Annotated in this window: 18 protein-coding genes; 15 read left to right on the top strand and 3 right to left on the bottom strand. The window is 41.9% G+C overall.

The features are described from left to right. Nucleotides 1-109: 109 nt before the first annotated feature. From E7A03_RS04745 to trpA, 6 genes are all read left to right on the top strand, one after another. On the top strand, nucleotides 110-1,579 hold the full coding sequence (locus E7A03_RS04745) for an anthranilate synthase component I family protein (RefSeq protein ID WP_316073753.1): 1,470 nt from the start codon (nucleotides 110-112) through the stop codon (nucleotides 1,577-1,579). Next, entirely contained in the window at nucleotides 1,579-2,145 is a 567-nt protein-coding gene (locus E7A03_RS04740; protein WP_316073752.1) for an anthranilate synthase component II, read from the top strand. The genes E7A03_RS04745 and E7A03_RS04740 overlap by 1 nt, the downstream gene beginning before the upstream one ends. A gap of 527 nt (nucleotides 2,146-2,672) precedes the next feature. Then, nucleotides 2,673-3,683, top strand: a complete 1,011-nt coding sequence (gene trpD / locus E7A03_RS04735) for an anthranilate phosphoribosyltransferase (protein ID WP_316073751.1) — start codon at nucleotides 2,673-2,675, stop codon at nucleotides 3,681-3,683. A gap of 3 nt (nucleotides 3,684-3,686) precedes the next feature. Beyond that, complete coding sequence (gene trpC / locus E7A03_RS04730; protein WP_316073750.1) at nucleotides 3,687-5,258, top strand: indole-3-glycerol phosphate synthase TrpC; 1,572 nt, start codon at nucleotides 3,687-3,689, stop codon at nucleotides 5,256-5,258. 42 nt (nucleotides 5,259-5,300) lie between these two features. Beyond that, a complete protein-coding gene (gene trpB, locus E7A03_RS04725; protein ID WP_270279278.1) occupies nucleotides 5,301-6,494 on the top strand; it encodes a tryptophan synthase subunit beta in 1,194 nt (397 codons plus the stop codon). After that, complete coding sequence (trpA, locus tag E7A03_RS04720) at nucleotides 6,487-7,278, top strand: tryptophan synthase subunit alpha (RefSeq protein WP_316073749.1); 792 nt, start codon at nucleotides 6,487-6,489, stop codon at nucleotides 7,276-7,278. Before trpB ends, trpA begins: the two co-directional genes overlap by 8 nt. Nucleotides 7,279-7,419: 141 nt before the next feature. Here the strand turns inward: trpA and E7A03_RS04715 are convergent, their stop codons facing one another. Beyond that, a complete protein-coding gene (locus tag E7A03_RS04715) occupies nucleotides 7,420-7,716 on the bottom strand; it encodes a hypothetical protein (protein ID WP_316073748.1) in 297 nt (98 codons plus the stop codon). 163 nt (nucleotides 7,717-7,879) lie between these two features. Between E7A03_RS04715 and E7A03_RS04710 the strand changes: the two genes are divergently transcribed. From E7A03_RS04710 to ileS, 5 genes are all read left to right on the top strand, one after another. Beyond that, nucleotides 7,880-8,767 (top strand): DUF805 domain-containing protein, encoded by an 888-nt coding sequence (locus E7A03_RS04710; protein WP_316073747.1) that lies wholly within the window; start codon nucleotides 7,880-7,882, stop codon nucleotides 8,765-8,767. 3 nt (nucleotides 8,768-8,770) lie between these two features. Further along, nucleotides 8,771-9,340: a DUF805 domain-containing protein gene (locus E7A03_RS04705; RefSeq protein WP_316073746.1), complete on the top strand. Its 570-nt coding sequence runs from the start codon at nucleotides 8,771-8,773 to the stop codon at nucleotides 9,338-9,340. 218 nt (nucleotides 9,341-9,558) lie between these two features. Then, entirely contained in the window at nucleotides 9,559-10,194 is a 636-nt protein-coding gene (locus tag E7A03_RS04700; RefSeq protein WP_279008115.1) for a DUF805 domain-containing protein, read from the top strand. 139 nt (nucleotides 10,195-10,333) lie between these two features. Then, nucleotides 10,334-10,858, top strand: coding sequence for a DUF805 domain-containing protein (locus E7A03_RS04695; RefSeq protein WP_243632542.1), 525 nt, complete (start codon nucleotides 10,334-10,336; stop codon nucleotides 10,856-10,858). 465 nt (nucleotides 10,859-11,323) lie between these two features. Continuing rightward, nucleotides 11,324-14,158, top strand: coding sequence for an isoleucine--tRNA ligase (gene ileS, locus E7A03_RS04690; RefSeq protein WP_316073745.1), 2,835 nt, complete (start codon nucleotides 11,324-11,326; stop codon nucleotides 14,156-14,158). A 172-nt stretch (nucleotides 14,159-14,330) separates the two neighbouring features. On the opposite strand, the gene E7A03_RS04685 is transcribed toward ileS, so the two are convergent. Beyond that, nucleotides 14,331-16,703, bottom strand: coding sequence for a tetratricopeptide repeat protein (locus tag E7A03_RS04685; RefSeq protein WP_316073744.1), 2,373 nt, complete (start codon nucleotides 16,701-16,703; stop codon nucleotides 14,331-14,333). Nucleotides 16,704-17,013: 310 nt separating this feature from the next. Continuing rightward, nucleotides 17,014-17,796: a basic amino acid ABC transporter substrate-binding protein gene (locus tag E7A03_RS04680; protein ID WP_024061331.1), complete on the bottom strand. Its 783-nt coding sequence runs from the start codon at nucleotides 17,794-17,796 to the stop codon at nucleotides 17,014-17,016. 191 nt (nucleotides 17,797-17,987) lie between these two features. Here E7A03_RS04680 and E7A03_RS04675 point away from each other — a divergent pair, with 191 nt between their 5' ends. The 4 genes from E7A03_RS04675 (at nucleotide 17,988) to guaA (ending at nucleotide 22,416) form a co-directional block, all read left to right on the top strand. Beyond that, on the top strand, nucleotides 17,988-19,172 hold the full coding sequence (locus tag E7A03_RS04675; protein WP_227037591.1) for an amidohydrolase: 1,185 nt from the start codon (nucleotides 17,988-17,990) through the stop codon (nucleotides 19,170-19,172). 43 nt (nucleotides 19,173-19,215) lie between these two features. Beyond that, nucleotides 19,216-20,373 (top strand): HAD hydrolase family protein, encoded by a 1,158-nt coding sequence (locus E7A03_RS04670; protein ID WP_316073743.1) that lies wholly within the window; start codon nucleotides 19,216-19,218, stop codon nucleotides 20,371-20,373. Nucleotides 20,374-20,422: 49 nt separating this feature from the next. After that, entirely contained in the window at nucleotides 20,423-20,620 is a 198-nt protein-coding gene (locus E7A03_RS04665; RefSeq protein ID WP_316073742.1) for a 4Fe-4S dicluster domain-containing protein, read from the top strand. A 260-nt stretch (nucleotides 20,621-20,880) separates the two neighbouring features. Beyond that, nucleotides 20,881-22,416 (top strand): glutamine-hydrolyzing GMP synthase, encoded by a 1,536-nt coding sequence (gene guaA / locus E7A03_RS04660; protein ID WP_288565272.1) that lies wholly within the window; start codon nucleotides 20,881-20,883, stop codon nucleotides 22,414-22,416. Nucleotides 22,417-22,598: the final 182 nt, after the last annotated feature.

Raw genomic sequence — 22,598 nt, 5'->3', positions numbered from 1 at the left:
ATTTATAGCACATACAATCATATTGTAATAATAGAACTATAAACTCGTCCTTGACGTTATATTGTCATGGGCGAGTTTTTTTATTGGCAAATGCCAGATGGAGGTTCTCATGATTTTTCCTAGTTTTGACCGTGTGAAAGCTATCGCACCGGGCTACGATATCGTGCCTGTATATATGGAAATTTTATCCGACGTACGCACACCGATTAGCGTGTTGAAAGCGTTAAAACAAGTGAGCAGTCATACGTACTTGCTTGAAAGTGCGGATAACAGTAATCATTGGGGCCGTTATTCCTTCTTGGGCTACGATCCTAAGATTGAGCTATTCTGCAAAAATCATAAAATGACCATCAAAGACGGTACGACACGTACCTTTGAGTGCGCTGATCCTGCCGCAGAGATTCGCAATATTTTAAGCCAATATAAAAGTCCTCGTTTAGAAGAGTTGCCAACTTTTACAGGTGGATTTGTAGGGTACTTCGCATGTGAATATATTCGCTACATCGAGCCAACATTGGACTTTCCAACGCCGGATGATGACTCTGCCATGGTAAATGATGTAGACCTTATGCTCTTTGATAAGGTTATCGCTTTTGATCACTATAAAAATAAAATTTACTTGATTGCCAACATCAGCACAAATGACTTAGAACGCAACTACAACAAGGCTGAGCTCGAATTGAAAACTCTTGCTGATCTCGTTGTAAACGGCAAAGAGGCGGATGTGCCAAAAGGCGTTCTTAAAACAGAGTTTACCTCTGAATTTACAAAGGACGAGTTCGAAGCAGTTGTTAAAAAGACGCAGTACTACATCAAGGAAGGGGATATCTTCCAATGTGTTGTATCTAATCGTCGCGAAGCTGAGTTCGAAGGCAGCTTGTTAAATGCGTACCGCGTATTGCGTACGTTGAACCCATCTCCATACATGTTCTACCTATCTGGTGGCGATGTAGAGCTTACAGGTGCTTCTCCAGAGACATTGGTAAAATTGACGGACGGTAAGATGTACACCTTTCCAATTGCAGGCACTATGCGCCGTGGTAAAAACGAAGCAGAGGACCTTGCCATAGAGGAAAAACTCATCAACGACGAAAAAGAATTGGCTGAACATAACATGCTTGTTGACCTTGGCCGTAACGATTTAGGTAAAATTTCTAAATTTGGTTCCGTAAAAGTAGAGGCCTTACATATGTTGCAACGTTTCTCGCATGTTATCCATATTACATCTACTGTAAGTGGTGATATTCAAGACGGCAAAGATGCACTCGATGCTATCGGGGCTACCTTGCCGGCAGGCACATTGTCTGGGGCTCCTAAGATTCGCGCTATCGAGATTTTACAGGAACTTGAAAAAAGCCCACGTGGCGTATACGGCGGCGCCGTAGGTTACATCGATTTCTCCGGTAACATGGATGTATGTATCGGTATCCGCATGGCCATGAATAAAGGCGGCAAGGTCTATGTTCGCGCTGGTGCAGGTATCGTTCGAGATAGTGTTCCTGAAAGTGAATACAACGAGACCTTGATAAAAGGTCAATCCATGATTTCCGCAATTACAAATGCACAGGAGGTAGAATAATGGTACTCCTTATAGATAATTACGATAGCTTCTCCTTTAATTTATACCAATTAGTAGGCTCTATCGATCCAGATATAAAAGTCATCCGTAGCGATGAACTAACAGTTGAAGAAATCCGCACTTTGAAACCAGACTATGTGATACTTTCACCAGGACCTGGCAGACCAGCTGATGCGGGTGTATACGAAGACCTCTTGCGTGAATGTAAAGGGGAATTCCCAATCCTCGGCGTATGCCTGGGACACCAAGCCATCGGCGAAGTATTCGGTGGCACCGTTTCCTACGCTAAACAAGTAATGCACGGCAAACAAAGTGTAGCCAAACAAGTGAACCCATCCAAAATTCTTAAAGGTTTGCCTGAACAATTCGAAGTCGCTAGATACCACTCCTTGGCGATTATCGACGAAACTATGCCAAGTGAACTCATCGTCACATCCATTACAGACGACGGCGAAGTAATGAGCGTGGAACACAAAGACTATCCGATATATGGCGTTCAATTCCATCCGGAATCCATCATGACACCGGACGGGGAACAAATGATTCGTAATTTCTTAGAAAAATAGCTACTGTCTAATTTAGGTATTCGAGGGGCTATTCTTAAGCATTAACACGTTGAGGCAAAAATAAGAGCTCTCGGAACTCCGATGGACACCAACCCCACTACGTGGGGCCGCCAAGTCGTTCCTTAAGACCTTATTTCCTGCCAACTCAATTTTGACAATATCTAATAATAGCCCCTCTACAATACATAACATGAACTGTAGATATATTTTTCTAAAGAAATATGCGAACCAGAACCCCTTATGTAAGAAGTGGTGGTGCGTAGCACCACCGTTCCCACCCCATATAAAGAAATGACCTGTGCATTACTTCATATAATGCGCAGGATCATTTGATAATAGTTTGTTTGAGGGATATCTATTAAATTGGTATGATTTTATTGATAGGTGCGATTGGGTTATGTGCGAAGCCGACTTGGCGCCCCGCATAGCGGGGGGTGGCCACTTGGAGGCTGAGGGCATGACCCAATCGTTACCGACTAGGTAGATAGGGTATCAATTTAATAGATATCCTCAAAAGGAGATTTAAAATGATTAAAGACGCATTATATGCAGTAACGCATGGTCAAGATTTATCCTACGACCTTGCTAAAGATACAATGAACAAAATTATGAGCGGCGAGGTACCCGAGGTTCCTATGGCTGGTTTCTTGTGCGCATTGGCTGCGAAGGGCCCTACTGTAGATGAGGTTACGGCCTTTGCTGAGGTTATGCGCGAGAAGGCTGGTTCTGTACCTCATGAAGGTACAGTTGTAGAAATTGTAGGTACTGGCGGCGACGAAGCGAATACGTTTAATATTTCTACCACATCTGGCTTTATCATTTCCGCCGCAGGCATTCCTGTAGCAAAACATGGTAACCGCAGTGTATCTAGTAAATGTGGTGCTGCTGACTTAATCGAAGCGTTGGGCGCTAAATTAGAGCTTAACGGCGAGCAAAACGAGGCGGTGTTGAACAAAGCGAATATGTGCTTTATGTTTGCTCCTGTGTATCACCAAGCTATGAAATATGCAGGTCCTGTACGTAAGGCTTTGGGCGTACGCACTGTGTTTAATATTCTTGGACCTTTGGCAAACCCAGCAGGGGCTACTGTGGAGTTGATGGGCGTTTACGACAAATCCTTAGTAGAACCATTGGCTCGTGTATTGGCTAATCTTGGGGTTAAACGCGGTGCTGTGGTACACGGTTTTGACGGCCTTGATGAGATTACGGCTACCAATAAAACCTATGTGTGCGAAATTAATAATGGTACTTTCACAAGTTACGAATTCGATCCTAAAGAATATGGTTTTGAATATGCTGATAAAACCGAGCTTGAAGGTGGCGATGCTACAGTGAATGCTGAGATTACTCGCCGCGTTCTCGGTGGTGAGCAAGGTGGCAAACGCACTGCCGTTCTTCTTAACGCAGGCATGGCGATTTACCTTGCAAAAGAGGACCTTACACTAGCAGAGGGCATCGAAGAGGCGAAACATATAATCGATTCTGGTAAGGCGCTTGCGACAATGGAACAGTTTGTGAAAGCAACCCAAGAGGTGTAATCATTGATTTTAGATAAGATTATAGAGGCTACCAAAATTCGGGTAGCCCAAGAAAAACAGGTGGAGTCTCCTGAGGCTGTAAAAGCAGCGGCTTTAGCGTTACCATCTGATACAGGATTTCCTTTTGAAGCAGCCCTTCGTCAGCAAGACTTCAACTTTATTTGCGAAGTAAAGAAGGCATCTCCATCTAAGGGAATCATTGCTGAGGACTTCCCATATTTAGACATCGCTAAAGAATATGAGGTTGCTGGTGCAGCGGCTATCTCTGTATTGACGGAGCCAGACTTCTTTAAAGGCGATAAAAAATATTTGCAAGAAATTGCAAGCACCGTAAAAATTCCCGTGCTTCGCAAGGACTTTATCATCGATGAATACCAAATCTACCAAGCGAAGGTTTGGGGCGCTAGTGCCATCTTATTAATCTGTGCATGCCTCGATGTGCCAACATTAACAAAGTTCCGTGAGCTAGCTGATTCGCTTGGATTGTCCTCTTTGGTAGAGGCTCATGATGAGCACGAAGTACAAATGGCCATCGATTGCGGTGCGCGTATTATCGGCGTTAACAACCGCAATTTGAAAGACTTTACTGTAGATGTACAAAACAGTGTACGCTTGCGGAATCTCGTTCAAGACGATGTGATCTTCGTATCTGAAAGCGGCCTTGAAACACCAGAGGATATTCAAGTGTTGCGCGATAACAATATCGGCGTAGCCTTGATGGGAGAAACCTTTATGCGTTCTCCTAACAAGGTGAAGAAATTGGCATATCTCTATGGTCCAACCTACTACACACCAAAGGTTAAAATGTGCGGCATCTCCAAAGTGGAAACAATCCCTGCTGTAGTAGAAGCAAAACCAGACTACATGGGCCTTGTATTTGCACCAAGTAAACGACAAGTCACTGTAGACCAAGCTAAGATTTTAGTAAGTGAGCTACACAAACAATATGCAAATCGATATAACAGAGACGCTGTCCAATGGAGTAATGATGTAATACAAGTTGGAACCATAACTGACGCATTGCAAGAAGGAACAACAACTGGTGATGCGCATGAAGGGATGCTGACTAGTACAGAAAATGCAAGTCCGACGCTTATACATCAAGAAGCTATTAAAACTGTCGGCGTTTTCGTCAATGAAACGCTAGATAATCTCGTTAGCATTGCTACAGAAGCCAATCTTGATGTGGTGCAATTGCACGGTGATGAAGATGAAGCTTTCATCCAATCCTTAAAAGAACGTACTAATGTAGAGGTTTGGAAGGCTGTTCAAATCCGTAGCGCTGCAGATGCAGAGGCGTGGATTGATAGCAGTGCGGATATGCTATTATTTGATGCGTACCACAAAGATGAGCGCGGCGGTACAGGCGAAGTATTCGACTGGTCTTGCTTAGATGAGTTTGAACGACCATTTATGCTCGCTGGTGGTATCGATAGCACCAATGTGGCACGTGCCATTCGTACGGTTCGTCCGTACGGCATCGATATCAGTAGCGGTATTGAAACAGATGGCGTGAAGGACGATGAAAAGATTAAAGCTTTCGCCAACATTGTGAGAACAATAGCAATGCCATAATATGGCGTGCTAGTAGGAATGGTATATAGAAAGGTAAGTTATATGAGCGAACAAAGACATGGCTATTTTGGCTCCTTTGGTGGCCAATTTATGCCAGAAACATTGATGAATGCAGTCATCGAATTGGAAGAGGCGTACAACAAGTACAAAGATGATCCTGATTTCGTACACGAACTTGAGGATTTACATAAAAAATATACAGGTCGTCCATCCCTGTTATACTATGCAGATCGCATGACAAAGGACCTTGGGGGCGCCAAAATCTATTTAAAACGTGAGGACTTAAATCATACTGGTTCTCACAAGTTGAATAACGTAATCGGCCAAATGTTATTGGCAAAACGGATGGGTAAAACTCGTGTTATTGCTGAAACTGGCGCAGGTCAACACGGCGTGGCAACGGCTACCATCGCTGCGTTGATGGGTATGGAATGTGAAGTATACATGGGTGCAGAGGACTGTGAACGTCAAGCACTTAACGTTTACCGTATGGAATTGCTAGGCGCTAAGGTGCATCCTGTAACAACGGGGACTAGTACATTGAAAGATGCGGTTTCCGAAGCATTGCGCGAATGGACAAACCGCATGTCTGATACGCATTACGTATTGGGATCTGTGATGGGTGCTCACCCATTTCCTATGATCGTACGCGATTTCCAATCCATTATCAGCCGTGAAGCGCATGAGCAAATCCTCGAAGCAGAAGGAAAATTGCCAACAGCTGTTATGGCTTGTGTAGGTGGCGGCTCTAATGCGATGGGCATGTTCTATCACTTCATTCCAGATGAAGGTGTTCGTCTCATCGGTTGTGAAGCGGCAGGTCGTGGTATTGATACAGAAGAACATGCGGCGACAATCGCAAAGGGGTCCGTTGGTATCTTCCACGGCATGAAATCGTACTTCTGCCAAGATGAAGACGGCCAAATTGCGCCAGTATATTCTATCTCTGCAGGTCTTGATTATCCTGGTATCGGTCCTGAACATGCGTACTTGCACGATAGCGGTCGTGCTGAATACGTGCCGGTTACAGATGACGAAGCAGTCGATGCCTTTGAATACTTATCTCGCTTGGAAGGTATTATTCCTGCGATTGAAAGTGCTCATGCGGTGGCACATGCACGTAAAATTGCTCCTACTATGAGCAAGGACGATATCATTATTATTTGTTTATCTGGTCGCGGTGATAAAGACGTGGCGGCTATGGCGAAATACAGAGGGGTGGATCTTCATGAGTAAAATTAAAGACGCTTTCACAAAGGGCAAGGCATTCATCCCGTTCATTAGCGCTGGTGACCACGGTATTGAGAATACAGAACGTTATATTCGTATTATGGTGAAAGCCGGTGCGGACATCGTAGAAATTGGTATTCCCTTCTCTGACCCAACAGCGGAAGGCCCAGTTATTCAAGAGGCGAGCACGCGTGCTCTCTCTACAGGCGTAAAAATCAATGACATCTTCGATATGGTACGTCGTTTACGTACTGGTGATGATGCGGTGACTATACCGCTCGTATTCATGACCTATTTGAATCCCATTTACGTATTCGGTCGTGAAAAATTCTTTACCCTCTGTGAAGAGGTGGGAATCTCTGGTGTTATCGTGCCAGATATGCCGTTTGAAGAAAAAGGTGAGCTCGCTAGTGTGGCTCATAAGCATGATGTTGAAGTGGTATCCTTAATTGCGCCAACATCTGAAAACCGCATCGAAATGATCGCCAAAGATGCAGAAGGTTTTGTATACTGTGTATCTTCCCTTGGCGTTACAGGCATGCGCAGTGAAATTAAGACGGATATTAAATCCATTGTTGAAATGATTCGTAAATATACGGATATCCCTGTAGCTGTTGGTTTCGGTATTTCCAAGCCAGAACAAGCAGAAGCCATGGCGCGCGTATCCGATGGAGCCATCGTAGGCTCTGCCATCGTTAAAATTGTAGCAGAACATGGCGAACATGCGGACCAAGCGTTGTTTGACTATGTACAATCCATGAAACAAGCTGTTCTAAAGGCTGGCGCATAATATAATAACTCATATAGGCTTGGGAAAAATTATATAGGGGATAACACAAAAGGACGTTATACAATGTATAACGTCCTTTTCATTGGTTGGTTAATTTAGTTTTGTGTTTTTAGGGCTAGTAATATGTATTATGCACAAGGCTTAGTCATTGGAGGATTCAGAACGTTGATGTTGTTCACTGCGTTTTGCTGTTGCATTTTTATCATGCTTTTCACGTTCAGATATTCTATGCTTTCTGTGCTTTTTCTTTTTATCATTTACTTTGTACCATGGATGAGCGCTGCTATCTACTGTGCCATCATCATTTTTTACCATGCGATGATTTTCACCGATTTTGAAGTGGTAATCTTTGGCTTGGGTTACATTGGCACCAATACCAACTGTTAAGAAGGCACCTAAGCTGGCCAAGGCTATTGCTTTCATTAATTTAGCTTTCATAATTATCTCCTGTATAATTGATTGTACGAATTTTAGTTGTAAGAAATATATCTGTAGTATAGGCATATTTCATGAACAAAAAATGAATCAACTAAGTTGATAAATCATAGTATAATAGGAATATCTATATATATTTATTATCTAAGATTATGGTAGGAGTTTTATGAAACAGAGAGTATACGAAATCCTCTATCGTGAGCTAGTGGAAAACTATGCAAACAGTAAAGGACGTACAAATACAGCCGATTTTTGGCTCACCATAAGTGCTATATCCTTTGTATATGGCTTAATTATATGTATTACAGGTCTTGCAACCTACATACCGTACGGATTTCTTTATGCTGTCTCTATCGGTGGCGGCGTATTAGTTGTATTGTCCATCCTGTTATGCTTGCCGAAGATTATGTTAATGGCAAGACGGTTACGAGATTCTAATAATGATCCAACGTTGATGATTTTACTATTGGTTCCTATTTTAGGCTGGCTTGCATTATTGTATCTATTCTGTAAGCGCACATCGCCTGTATCTAATGAATTAGAGGAAAAACGTTCCGTTTCGGGCCTCTTTATTGTGTCCATATTAGTATTAGGATGCCTAGCCACTAGTGCAGGTAGTACAATGATTAATCATAATTTTATGGTAGAAGAGACTGCTTATGGCAATTTGGAACCTAGTTCGTTAACGAAACAAGCAAATCGTCTTTTACAAAGTGAAACGGCTACAACAGAGGGGCGTACTGTGGTAAGTAATTATTATGAAGCCCTCAACAAAAAGGATTATCATGGTGCATATCGTTATTTGAGTGCTCGTGCTATGGAGCGATATGGTACCTTTGAACTATGGGAACAAGCCATGACTAAGGAAGAGGTTCCTAAGGTGAAAGCGATACAGCTTGACTATGTTTCCCAAGACCAAGATGATGATATTGTTGTAAACTATATGGGCTTTACCATTACCTTTGAAGATAATCTAGAGCCCGTATTAGTTCGTTTGCATAATGAAGGCAAAGGCTGGGGCATTGTTGCTATTGAAGCCGCGGAGGAGGATTAGGTTATGTCAACCATAAATATATATGATTTGAATTATACCGATGCCTTCAAATTAGGCATTAGAAACTATGCTAATTTTAATGGTCGTGCTAGTCGTAGTGAATATTGGCGATTCGTGGCAGGCGTTACGTTGATACAAGGATTACTTGGGATTTTGGCTTTACTATGTAGTAACTTGGGCTTTCCTAATTATGAAGCGCTTATCGATAATGTTACTGTAGGGGTATCCCTTTTCTTTATAGTTCCCAATATAGCTATCACAACACGGCGTATGCATGATATTGGCCGGAGTGGTTGGACGCAGTTAATCTCATTTATTCCTGTTATAGGATTCTTTATATTTCTCATTTACGAATTGCGTCGTGGCGATCAAAGAGAGAATTCATATGGTGAAAGAACCGGATATACACCTATTACTCCTGAGGTTAGCAAAGCTACTGGTCTAGAAGAAACTCCATCCCGTCGCCAAGATTGGGCGATGGGGATTGCTATCTTTATTATCCAATCTATTATTATTGCTGATATCATTAGAGAGATATTATGGTATGGTATTAATGGAAATGGATATATGTAATAAAGATCTGCATTTATTAACAATCTCATTATTTTATTTTATAAAAGTTTAACATCTCCTTTATAGACAATATAACACTTTGTAGTAAAATGAATTTCAGATGAATTCAAAAATATAGATATTAATAAATAAAAAATATCTAAGTTCTTATATGTGTTAAGTACCGCAGGACTTCGTAATCTTTGCTGATTCCTGTTTGTAACTAGAAGGAGTTTATTATGAAATCTTGTCCCTATTGTGGACATGAAGTGTTAAAAACAGAGTGTTACTGTCCAGAATGTGGGCATGTTAGTAGGCCACAAATCTCGTTAGATAAATATAATCTAGGCTTGATTGAAAACTTTAAACAATGTTTGGTTTATAAATATGCTGATTTTGATGGTCGTGCAAGTCGTAGTGAATATTGGCATTTCTTGTTAGTCTATCAATTGTTGTTTGTGGCCATTCTATTTACTTGTGCTTTTTTGAGCTATATTAGCCCACTATCTAGCGTAGTAGGCGTAGGTTTTGGCTTGGTCATTCTTGTTCTTTTGTCCGTGATTATGGTTATTCCTGGTGTGGCCGTTTCAGTACGACGTCTACACGATCAAGGCCGCTCAGGGGGCCTCGTATTTATTGGATTCATCCCTGTGATAGGGACTATTATCCTGTTGATCCTTATGGCTCTGCCTGGTGAAAGCCAACCAAATCGCTTTGGTTCCCCTACAGGTCAAGTAGTTGTAACAAAACAAATGGCCCGTGAATTAGGTCTTATTGATACTACGCCATCTATGGGACTAACTGCAGGACTATTCTGCGCTATCTTTGTGCTCTGGTTCTTGGTGGACAAACTACTTATGACTAGTGCGATGTAGTTTATGATGTATCCTATAATGAAATATAAAGCATAAGTTATTCCCAAAACATATAGACATTCATTTTCAAAATCGTCAACAGTAATGATATAATATTTTCAAGAAGAATTTATTTGTTATTTCTAGAGGAGAGAAGATTATGACTGATTTGTCTATCAAAAATCTTTCGTATGTAGATAATTTTAAACATACGATTATGGGTAATTATGCTAATTTTAAAGGTCGTGCAAGCCGCAGTGAATATTGGCGTTTCTATGGTATCACAATTGTTATTGCTGGTATCTTCAATGTATTGAGTGCTCTTGTAATGGATACTGCGCTAGCAAGTGTTGTAGGTCTTATTTCTATAGTATATAATCTTGCAATTCTATTGCCTTCCATTGGTCTTGCTGCTCGTCGTTTACATGACATTGGTAAAAGTGGTTGGATGCTTTTGATTAGCTTGATTCCATTTGGTATTATCTATATTATTTATCTACTCGCTCAAAAGGGTGATGAAGGTGATAACCAATATGGATCTCCAATGAGCTATGAAGTAATTACTGCTGAAGAAGCTGCTCGCACTGGTCTTAAAGAAACTCCAACTGACGACATGGATCGTAAATTCATGTACGTGTGCATTGCAATTATTATTCTTGAACTAATTCTCATGAGTGCTATTTAATAATTGTATATACAATAAAGCCTACGTAAGTAGGCTTTTTCTTTTGCTTAATAGGGGATGTAGGTTCTGTTAAATTTAGAAATGAAATATTTGACAATTTCCCCGTTTGAGTCCTATAATTATCTATTATATGAATATTGCGTTGAAAAAGACGGCATGTCTCAGACGGATTTAGTAGAGACCAAACTCATGGGCTGAAAGGTTTGGAAATCTAGAGATTTGCGGATCACTTTGGAGCAAGCGGCAACGCCGCCGGTGAACACCGTTATATGTTTAAGTGGCTTTCACAATATGAGAGATGAGTTGCGTCTTATGTGTTACAAACATGTGCTAGCATGGTGTGACAATTGCAGAAATGCGGTGGCGCTAGCTTTCACAAGTAACGAAAGTCAGTAGGGTGGTACCACGGATATTACGTCCGTCCCTTCGGGGGCGGGCGATTTTTTTATGTAAAAGGAGCACAGCATGGATTACGGTAAGACGTTACATTTGCCTGAAACAGAATTCCCAATGCGCGGCAATTTGCCTAAGCGCGAACCAGAAATCTTAAAATTCTGGGAAGATAACAAGATTTATCAAAAACGTTTGGAGTTGCGTAAAGATGCAAAGCCATTCATTTTGCATGATGGCCCTCCATATGCAAACGGTAAATTGCATATCGGTCATACCCTCAACAAAACGTTGAAGGACATCATCATGAAATACAAAACAATGACTGGTCATTATACTCGCTACATTCCTGGTTGGGATACGCACGGCTTGCCAATCGAGCATGCGGTTATTAAGAACACTGGTCTTAACCGTCATGAAATGGCTCCATTGGACTTGCGCAATAAATGTAAGGAATATGCATTGGAGTGCGTAGAAACACAAAAACAAGACTTCATTCGTTTTGGTGTATTAGGCGAATGGGACCGTCCGTACTTGACATTGCGTCCTGAGTTCGAAGTAAAACAACTCGGCATCTTTGGCGAAATGGCAAAACGCGGACATATCTACAAAGGTCTTAAAACTGTATACTGGTGTACGCACTGCGAAACTGCATTGGCAGAGGCAGAAATCGAATATGCTGAGAAAAAATCCTTCTCCATTTACGTAAAATTCCCTTACGTATCCGAGAAAAAGGTAACATTGCCAGCTGGCGTAGATCCTAAACAAGCATATGCTGTTATTTGGACAACTACTCCTTGGACAATGCCTGCCAACGTAGCTATTTCCGTTAACCCTGATCTAGAATATGGCTGGGTGAAAGCTGGCGACGAATACTACTTGATGGCTACTGAACTTGTTGACGCAGCTATGAAAGATATCGGTATCGAAGATTACGAAATCGTAAACCGCTTCTCTGGGGCAGACTTAGAATTAGCTGAGTTTAAGCATCCTTTCGTAGAACGTACATCCACTGTATTGTGTGGTGACCATGTAACACTTGAAGCAGGTACTGGTTGCGTACATACAGCTCCTGCACACGGTGAAGACGACTTTAACATCGTTATGCGTTATAACAAGGAAGGTAAAACTGAGCTTCCTATCATTTCCCTTGTTAACGAAACTGGTAACTACACTAAACAAGTAGATGACAACCGTTATGGCGATACTGAATTCCCATTGGCTGGCGTAGAAATTCACGATGCAGAGGTGCCTGTTATTAAAATCTTAGCGCACAATAATGCATTACTTCACAAATCTAGTTTGCGCCACCAATACGCTCACTGCTGGCGTTGTAAAAATCCTGTCATCTATCGCGCTACAGAACAATGGTTCTCCTCTGTAGATGGGTACCGTCAACAAGCGCTTGATGCAATCGATAACCAAGTGCAATGGATTCCTAAATGGGGTCATGACCGTATCTTCAACATGGTGCGCGACCGTGGTGACTGGGTAATTTCTCGTCAACGTATTTGGGGCGTGCCAATTCCTATTTACTATTGTGAAAGCTGTGGCGAGCACATCATCAACGATGATACTATCAAAGCATTACAAGAAAAAGTAGCCGTAGAGGGCTCTGATGCTTGGTGGGCTCATAGTGCAAAAGAATTGTTACCAGAAGGCTTCAAATGCCCTCATTGCGGTCATGATGAGTTCAAAAAAGAAACAGACATCATGGACGTATGGTTCGACTCTGGTTCCTCTTGGGCTGGCGTGCTCGAAGTAAATGATCTTGATGTACCATGTGCTATGTACCTTGAAGGTTCTGACCAACATCGCGGTTGGTTTAACTCTTCCTTGTTGACTGCAGTAGCCACAACAGGTAAAGCACCATACAACTCCGTATTGACTCACGGCTTCGTTGTGGACGGCGAAGGTCGCAAAATGTCTAAATCTGTAGGTAATACAGTGGCTCCAAGCGACATCATCGATGTATACGGTGCCGATGTAATGCGTTTGTGGGTATCTTCTGCGGATTACCAAGCAGACGTACGTTTGTCCAAAGACATCGTAAAACAATTATCCGAAGTATACCGTAAGATCCGCAATACATTCCGCTTCTTACTCGGCAACTTGGATGACTTCAATCCAAATACCGATAAAGTGGCTTACGCAGATATGTCCGAATTTGATAAATGGGCATTATTGCGCTTAGAAGAAGTACGTCAAAAGGTTACTGATGCGTACGAAAACTATGAATTCCACATGTTATACCATGCAATTCATAACTTCTGTACAGTAGACTTGAGTTCCATCTACCTTGATGTAATGAAAGATACTATGTATGCTGAAAGCAAAAACAACGTAGCTCGTCGTTCTGCTCAAACAGCGATGTACGAAATCTTGAAAACATTGGTAGCCATGGTATCTCCAGTACTTTCTTTCACAGCGGAAGAAGTTTGGAAATATATGCCTAAAGAAGAGGGCATGCGCGAATCCGTTATGCTTCAAGATTGGCCACAAGGTCATCCAGAACACTTCAACCAAGAATTGGCTGACAAATGGAACCAATTGTTAGACTTGCGTACATCCGTACAAAAAGCATTGGAACTTGCTCGTCAAGATAAAACAATCGGTCATCCATTGGATGCATCCGTTACAGTATATGCTGAAGGTGCTGCATTCGATGCATTGAATGCCCTTGGTGAAGAAGGCTTGGCTAAACTTGTTATCGTATCCGAAGCGCACATCGTAAACGGCGCTGCACCAGCAGAGGCTGTTAAAGACGAAGAAACTGGCGTTGCTACAGTTGTTGTTGCCTCTGGTCTCGAAAAATGTGAACGCTGCTGGATCCACCGCGATACAGTAGGTCAAGATAGCGCACATCCTACACTTTGTGCACGTTGTGCCGATGTTGTAAAAACACTATAATAAAAGTGCTGTAATAAGACTACTATAATAGAAACGCTGTAGTAAAAATCTAGAATCAAAATAATCCTATTATTAAGATTATAGGGATTATCAAAAAAGACCATCCTGTTGAACTTCACTTCCAAAAATTGTGTCCAAATTTGGGGGTACAGTTCACTGGGGATGGTCTTTTTTATGTTTGTAAATCCTTTGGCACTGTTAATTGTTTCCAATTATCTAGTTCAGGGATTTCCAAGGTATTTATCGTTTTTTGAATCCAATAATTTAAGGACACTTCGTTTCCCACATATTGTTCAAATAAGTAGGTCTTACCAGGCGTGTCTTGTTGGTTTCCATCATCATCGATGGTATGACGGGCGGACTCTTTCAGATAGAGCTGTACTCTAAATGGGGTCGATGTCTTGCCTTTAAAAATGAAATAGGATGGGCCTACAAAGTCATGGGTGCGAATATTAATTTGTTCGTACTTTTTCTCTTTTAATCCTTGCAAGGCAGCCTGAATCATAGCATTTGCATCATCGTATTCCTCTAGCAAGAACGGTTGTTGATCCACATCGAGCACGTAATGCCAGGTCGGCTTTTCTTCGTTCTTCTCGATAGTCCAATTATCCTCGAGGCTAGGCAATTGATGATTATCGTAAAGCTCTTTCAATAGGTTTATGGTATTTTCTTTGTCGTAAATGGACTTGTAGATAATTTCGTGTCCTTCTGATGGATCATAACCATGTAGCCTTATTTGATAGTGATCTCGTAGCATCCGTTTTACATCGACCTTAAAGATATTGCGCAATGTATCTGGGACGGATAGGAAATGATTGTAAAAGCTGAGCTTCATTTCCTCCTGTGACTCTATGGCGGTTTCAATGGTTTGCCAGTCGTACAAGGTCGTATCCCATAGGAAGTCGTCCATAGTTACAGATAAGCGGGCCGCATTTTGAGGCCAGGTGGTAGGCGCAGGACGTACCGTAGTAGTGGATTCGGCAACGCCTTCTTTGTATTGCCAATGACCATCGACCTCCTCAAAGGCTGCTAAGCGTTCTTCTGCTTCGTCATCGATAGGAATATCCTTTAGCTCCGGATCCAAATTGGCTTTATGAGACAAGATATATTGATGAGATTGCTCGTAATAGGATACGGCTTGATCTAAATCTGGCTTGCCTGTTACATAGCCTTTTTCGTAGGCATAGCCTAAGGCAACACGTGTTAAAGCGCGTGTGATATCGTAGAAAAGAACGCGATTCTCCGCTTCAAAGGCTCGTTGTTCCTCGTCTAAGACACGTAGTAATGATTGCACACCAAAGCGTATATTTTTCGTTACCCCTAAACCGTGGATTCGCATGTATCCGATATAGGGCAAGGCGAATATGAAGCGATCTTTTGTAGCCGCCATATGTGTTAAGTCTGCAATTAGTCCCCAGTCAAGAGGGAGGTGGCCTATGTGAAAGATGTAGCCAAAGGCTGCCTGTAAGGCGGTGTACCCCGCATCACTAAACTCTTTTGTTGCTGCACGGCGGTAGAGACCGATAGCCTTTACCGGATCGTAGGGAATCGTAGAACGTAACTCTTTGGCATCATAGAAATGATAGTAATAATCTGCTAATTCTGCGATGCTTTCAGATTGACCTAAGGCGGCACCTTTAGTGAACCACGTGAAAGCATCCTCGAATTTACCGCTTTCATGGCAGTCGAGGCCTGTATATAGCATCATGGACGGGTTGCCAAGCTCGGCCGCAGTCTTGGCGACGCGGCGCGCATTGGAAAAGTCAGCTTCGTCGATATAGATATTGCGCAAGTTTCCTTGGAACATGGCAAGACCGTTGTCGAGAGCCTTATTAAACCATTCTTTCGCCAGGTTAGATGCATTTTTTTGCAATTTTTCGTCTGGCACGGTGCCTTGTAAGGCGGCGATACGATCCTGTACAGAGTTTGCTGTAAGGCTTCTTTGAATGCGTTTAGTCCAGCTCATGGGCGGTGGTGTTAGCATAGCTTCAGCGGAGTCGATGCGATTATCATCGCGCCAGAAAAAGACATTGCCTATAACATATTGGCAATAGGCATCGCCTCGATTCGCATGGTCATAGACAATGCGAAAGGCATCGTCGAAGGAGATTTGCATATCCTTTTCAACGGTAGGCGTGATGGAGCCTTTGATACGCAAGGCTTGTAATGTACCGATAGGGCTACAACGGCGAATGCTATCGTGTAAGCACTGATAAGTACGCATATTGTCCTCTGGGAAGTTAGACTCTTCCCAGGTAAAGCGAGGCCCTGCATAGACACGTGCCAAGAGGGCATAGGCATCACCTAGCTCTCGGCTCTCTGGATCGTTGGCTATTTTGAGAGCATCTTCTTTAGTATCTATATCACTTTCAAGAAGGGTGGTCATATCGTTTCGCAAGGCAAGATGATCAGTTTGTACTGTCCCTTGCTGATTATTGACGATGAGTTCTAACTGACGTAATCCTTCTTGAGCCATTTTTTGATTATAGGATGTAAAAATCATGTGGAAGACCTTTTGCAGGCGTTCCGTAAAATACTGTGCCATTAGGCCTCCTTTTATACTATAAAATACATATTTATTATATAACGAACGCTAGGTACCGTAAAAGAGGCAATGCTAGTATAACTGTATGTCTTCTATTGATATCATATTGATATCGTTTAACTGTTCTCACAATATACTAGCTTATTTCTAATATGCCCGTATGTAATACAATTTAATACGGAAGCTTTAGTATGTGTTGTATTAAAGCGCAAAAAATCCCCTCTGAAGAAGATCTGTTGTCACAAATTTTATGTGATGTCTGAAATCTTTCAGAGGGGTTATTATGTATCCTAGTTCGTAGGAATACATATTATTTTTTGTTGTAATCGCCAAACCATTTGTTGTAGATTTTTTGGTAAGTGCCGTCTTCTTTAAGTTCTTTAAGAGCTTTATTAACAGCTTCTTGAAGAGCTTTGTTGCCTTTTTTTACACCAAGCACTGTGCCAGGGGATTGTGTAGGTTCGCCTACGAGTTTAAGGTCTTGGTCAGCACCTTGTTTGAGGTAGTACATAGCTACAGCGTTATCGATGATAGCGCCATCAATTGTACCGGCTTTCAATTCCATGAAGATATTAGCGTTGGAATCGATTTGTTTTACAGTTGTATTAGGAATTTTTTGAGCCATTTCAACAGGGATTGTACCGATTTGAACACCTACAGTTTTACCTGCTAACTCGTCCATGTTGTGGATGGTAGTGTTGTCTTTACGCACAACTGTGATGAAACCGCCTTGATCAAAGTACACATCGGAGAAGTCCAATACTTTTTCACGTTCTGGAGTAGCGTTGATGCCTGCAGCGATCATGTCGATATCGCCAGATTGAACCGCTGGAATCAAAGCGTCGAAGCCCATGGATTTGAATTCCATTTTTAGGCCGATTTTTTTGGAAATTGCTTCGGACAAATCAACGTCGAAACCAACATATTTGTCGCCTTCAGTGAATTCGAACGGTGGGAATGTAGTTTCAGAACCTACACGCAATACGCCTTCTTGTTGTGTCATTTTAGGCTTGTCGTTGCCACAACCAGCCAATAAACCCATTGCTGCTACCGCTACGAGGGCGATGGCTGTCAATTTTTTGAACTTAAACATAGTGTCCTCCTCAAACATCCATATACATGATTTATACATTTCTGTTTATATTGTACGGAATTTTACACCAATAGGCAATAACATTGTATAATTAAGAGTACATGAGTTTCATATTTAAAAATGGATTTCATTTAACATTGTTTAAATCCATCGATTTGCACACATTTTTGATTATATCTATTGGAGGCGCTATGAACCTTATGCATACATTTTCCGATCTTTGTAAAAGCTTCGCCCCAGATGCTTTTGCGGTGAATTATACATTAGCTAAAAACCCTGAGATTTCCAGTCAAGAATTCGAGTCTGTCAAAACCATTGGTGCTGTTCTCGAAAAATATGGTATGGACGTAACCTATGAATTCTGTAATTTGCCGACTGCCTTCAAGGCGTCTGCCGTAAAAGTAGATCATCCAAAAGGTCGCTTAGCGATACTTTGTGAATATGATGCACTCCCTGAGGTAGGCCATGCGTGTGGTCATTCCGCCAGTGGTTCTATGAGTGTATTGGCTGCATTGACACTGCATAAAATGCAAGAAGAGGGCGTAGCTTTCAACATGGACATCGATATTATCGGCACACCAGACGAAGAAGCGATGGGGTGCAAGGTAGATATGTGCAATACAGGGGTATTCAAAGAATACGATTTTGCCATAATGGTTCATCTCGACGGCGAGGAAACACGCCCTAACTCACAATTCTTGGCACTCGATTGTTTCCGTGCTAAGTATTACGGTAAACCGGCTCATGCAGCCGGCGAGCCTTGGAATGGCATCAACGCGGTAAATGGTGTGCAACTCGCTATCCATGCTATGGATATGATGCGTCAACAAGTACGCCCTGAAACGCGCATAGGCACGTGGATCATTGCTGGAGGTACCGCATCCAATGTGATTCCTGCCTTCGGTGAATTAGAGGTCACCGTGCGTCACACAGAGCGGGATTACTTAAATCGTTTATCTGAGCAGATCAAAAAAATCTTTGAAGGGGCTGCCCTTTGTACAGGTACAACTGTGGATGTAGAGTTTTATGGCAATCCGTATGATGATATGAACCAAAACCACCGTGGCACAAAGCTTATCGAAGAGGTAATGGCCGACATGGGTCTCGATTTTGAACCTGGTCCGGCAGCCCTCGGAGGTAGTTCAGATATTGGTAATGTAAGCTATCAATGTGCGGCACTCCATCCTAAATTGCGCCTCGCTGGCGAGCCAAAGGTGTGCCATTCTAAAGAATTTGCCGCTGCCATGTTAGAGCCTACCATTGAACAAACTATCATTGATGGTGCTACTATTATAGGGGGCTCCTTATTGCGATTAGTTGAGGACCCAACAGTCTTAGAAGAAATTGTAGCCGAATTTAACGCATCCATAGGGTAATGCTTGAGCTTATTGATTTGTTAGATACCATAAGGGAGGCAGTATGACCTCAAAAGAAACATTAACTATAAAAAATTATATAGGTCTAGTTGGAGATAAGCGCATTCGATTCATCGCATCTGATGTAGACGGCACATTGGTAAACGATGCAAAGGCGATTCCTGAGGATGCCATTGAGGCGATTCGTGCAGCTCGTGAAAGTGGGATTCGGGTAGCCATTGCTTCTGGCCGTGCTTGGAATGAGATGAATGATGTCATCGAAAAACTGCCTTGCTTGCGCTATTTTATGTGCACCAATGGTGCTTACGTGATGGACAAGGATGAAAACCGCAGTCTATTCCACGTAAATTTTGATAAAGAACAAGCACTACATTTGTTGCGCAAACTATTAACCTACGGCGTGTATGTAGAGGCCTATGTGAAAGACCAAATCTTTGGTATGTATCCGCCGTCTAGATGTATTACACCTGAACGTTTAGGGGCGTGCGCTTGTGAACGAAGTAACAGTAATAAAAAGACGTTACATGGCATAATGGATAATCATCTGTCTAATACTAAAAATCAGATTTCTAGTATAGGGGACACTCGTCTGCCAGGAGCAACTTATGCTCACTATGCATTAGCGGAAGGCAACGAAGCAGTAAAAATAAACATGTCTGAATGTGAAATAGAGCAGTCTAATTTCTTCTTTAGACCTAATATTCGTCCATTTATCTTGGTGACGCGCACTATGGTCTGTGATTTGTTAGCTCATATGGAAGCCTTAGACGAAGGGCCTGAGAAGATTCAAATCTTCTACGGTGACGAGCCGATGCGTCAGCGCATCTTGCAAGACTTACGAGATGAATACCAAGGTCTGTCCCACGATGGTACAGGCCGTGAACGTTTTTATGATGTATTGCTCTCTAGTGAAGGCAATCTAGAATTTGTATTGCCTCATACTACAAAAGGCACTGCTGTAGAAGCCTTGGCGAAACATTGGGGCTTAAGTCCCGATGAGGTGATGACACTAGGGGATAGCGAAAATGATCTATCTATGTTACGCTTTGCGGGTGCAGGCGTAGCGATGGGTAATAGCAAACCGAACATTAAAGAAGCGGCACGATACGAAACAACAGACAATAACCACCAAGGCGTGGCAAAGGCTATTTACTCGGCTATTGCATATAATAATGAGTTAAATAAGAAAAAGTCAAAGTAGATAATGTTAAGTTTGGCATAGATAAACAGTACATAGGAGGTGATGTATAATGGGAAATCTAAAATTTAATATTGATGACACTTGTGTTAAATGTGGTGCTTGCGCTGAGGATTGTCCTGTTCAATGCATTACCGAAGGGAAGATTCGATTTATCATCGGGAAAGGCTGTATCGGTTGTGGCGACTGCTATTCCATCTGTCCCGTGGGGGCCGTAAAAATGTATAAACGAGAGGCCCCTAAAAAGTGATAGCTAGATATCTTTCAGTATTGTTAGCAAATTGACTTATATACGGAAAGCTCCTAAAGCGTGATAGATAGAAATCCGAACATTATAAAGTTATTTATAATTTACATACGGAATATATGGAGTCGTTATACTTCCTATGGTATAATAAAATGTAATGAAAAATTAGCGTTTAGCTCGGAAAAACGCGTCCCAGTACAGATATGTATGGGCATAATAAATAGTGAATATACTTTCACAAATAGATGCATATGGAGGAAGGCATGGAAAACAAGGAATTTGTAATTGTTGTTGACTTTGGTGGTCAATATAACCAATTGATCGCGCGCCGTGTTCGTGAAAATCACGTATACTGCGAAGTATATCCATACAACAAAGCGCTGGACAAAATTAAGGAATTAAAACCGCAAGGTATCATCTTCACAGGCGGTCCTAACAGCGTGTATGAAGAAAACTCTCCAAAAATTGAGAAAGAGATTTTTGAACTTGGGATTCCTATTCTTGGCATGTGCTATGGTATGCAATTTATGGCGCATACATTGGGTGGCGAAGTTAAATCTGCGGACAACCGTGAATTTGGTAAAACACCTACTAAAGTGGATACTACATCTCCATTGTTTAAAGGCTTGGAAGAAGACCAAGTTGTTTGGATGTCTCACGTTGACTATGTAGCAAAAGTTCCTGAAGGCTTTGAAATCGTAGCACACACTAAGGATTGTCCTGTTGCATCCATGCAAAATAAAGAACGTAAACTCTATGCTATGCAATATCATGCAGAAGTGTTGCACACTGAACATGGCAAAGAAATGCTTCACAACTTCTTGTACGAAGTATGTGGCTTCACAGGCACATGGACAATGGCAAACTATGCAAAAACTGCGATTGAAGACATCCGTAACACTGTAGGCGATGGCAAAGTATTATTGGCATTGTCTGGCGGTGTAGATAGCTCCGTTGCAGCAGCTCTTATTTCTAAAGCTGTAGGAGACCAATTGACTTGTATCTTCGTTGACCATGGTTTAATGCGTAAAAACGAAGGCGACGAAGTAGAAGCAGCTTTCAAAGATTCTGGTATGCATTTCATCCGTGTCGATGCAGAAAAACGTTTCTTAGATAAATTGGCTGGTCTTGAAGATCCAGAAGCGAAACGCAAAGCTATTGGTGAAGAATTTATCCGCGTATTCGAAGACGAAGGCCGTAAAATCGGTTCCGTTGATTTCTTAGCACAAGGTACAATCTACCCTGACGTTATCGAGTCCGGTACTGGCGAAGCGGAAGTTATTAAATCTCACCACAACGTTGGAGGCTTGCCTGCAGTTGTAGACTTTAAAGGTCTTATCGAACCATTGCGCAATCTTTTTAAAGACGAAGTACGTGAACTTGGTTCTGAATTAGGTTTGGCGGATTACCTCGTATGGCGTCAACCATTCCCAGGCCCTGGTCTTGCTATCCGTGTAATGGGCGAAATTACTAAAGATAAACTCGACATCTTGCGTGATGCGGACTACATCTTCCGTGACGAAATTGCAAAAGCTGGTCTTGATCGCAGCATCAACCAATACTTTGCAGTATTAACATCTACACGTACTGTAGGCGTTATGGGTGACTTCCGTACATACGACTACACATTGGCATTGCGTGGCGTAACAACAACAGACTTTATGACTGCTGACTGGGCACGCATCCCTTACGACGTATTGGACACAATCTCCCGTCGTATCGTAAACGAAGTACAACATATCAACCGTATCGTGTACGACATTACATCTAAACCACCTGCTACAATTGAGTGGGAATAAATTAATATTTTATATGTGTTGCATTATAAAATTGGATTGGAAATATATAAAGTTAGATTGTCTATGATTTGGATATATTTAAAATAAAAAGGAGAAGGTTGTGATTAGCTAATATATCGGAAAGCTATTTATGGAGAATCTGTAGAGTTAAAAATAAGTAAAGATAGATGAATGATTTAATA

This window comes from Veillonella parvula, from assembly GCF_032472435.1.
In the GTDB taxonomy this organism is placed as follows: Bacteria; Bacillota; Negativicutes; order Veillonellales; family Veillonellaceae; genus Veillonella; species Veillonella parvula_N.
Note: the sequence above shows the minus strand (reverse complement) of the source record. Positions and strands in the feature narration are given on the sequence as shown.

Coding starts and splice junctions, on each gene's coding strand:
- E7A03_RS04745 (WP_316073753.1), top strand. CDS start 110: ATGATTTTTCCTAGTTTTGACCGTGTGAAAGCTATCGCACCGGGCTAC.
- E7A03_RS04740 (WP_316073752.1), top strand. CDS start 1,579: ATGGTACTCCTTATAGATAATTACGATAGCTTCTCCTTTAATTTATAC.
- trpD (WP_316073751.1), top strand. CDS start 2,673: ATGATTAAAGACGCATTATATGCAGTAACGCATGGTCAAGATTTATCC.
- trpB (WP_270279278.1), top strand. CDS start 5,301: ATGAGCGAACAAAGACATGGCTATTTTGGCTCCTTTGGTGGCCAATTT.
- trpA (WP_316073749.1), top strand. CDS start 6,487: ATGAGTAAAATTAAAGACGCTTTCACAAAGGGCAAGGCATTCATCCCG.
- E7A03_RS04715 (WP_316073748.1), bottom strand. CDS start 7,716: ATGAAAGCTAAATTAATGAAAGCAATAGCCTTGGCCAGCTTAGGTGCC.
- E7A03_RS04710 (WP_316073747.1), top strand. CDS start 7,880: ATGAAACAGAGAGTATACGAAATCCTCTATCGTGAGCTAGTGGAAAAC.
- E7A03_RS04705 (WP_316073746.1), top strand. CDS start 8,771: ATGTCAACCATAAATATATATGATTTGAATTATACCGATGCCTTCAAA.
- E7A03_RS04700 (WP_279008115.1), top strand. CDS start 9,559: ATGAAATCTTGTCCCTATTGTGGACATGAAGTGTTAAAAACAGAGTGT.
- E7A03_RS04695 (WP_243632542.1), top strand. CDS start 10,334: ATGACTGATTTGTCTATCAAAAATCTTTCGTATGTAGATAATTTTAAA.
- ileS (WP_316073745.1), top strand. CDS start 11,324: ATGGATTACGGTAAGACGTTACATTTGCCTGAAACAGAATTCCCAATG.
- E7A03_RS04685 (WP_316073744.1), bottom strand. CDS start 16,703: ATGGCACAGTATTTTACGGAACGCCTGCAAAAGGTCTTCCACATGATT.
- E7A03_RS04680 (WP_024061331.1), bottom strand. CDS start 17,796: ATGTTTAAGTTCAAAAAATTGACAGCCATCGCCCTCGTAGCGGTAGCA.
- E7A03_RS04675 (WP_227037591.1), top strand. CDS start 17,988: ATGAACCTTATGCATACATTTTCCGATCTTTGTAAAAGCTTCGCCCCA.
- E7A03_RS04670 (WP_316073743.1), top strand. CDS start 19,216: ATGACCTCAAAAGAAACATTAACTATAAAAAATTATATAGGTCTAGTT.
- E7A03_RS04665 (WP_316073742.1), top strand. CDS start 20,423: ATGGGAAATCTAAAATTTAATATTGATGACACTTGTGTTAAATGTGGT.
- guaA (WP_288565272.1), top strand. CDS start 20,881: ATGGAAAACAAGGAATTTGTAATTGTTGTTGACTTTGGTGGTCAATAT.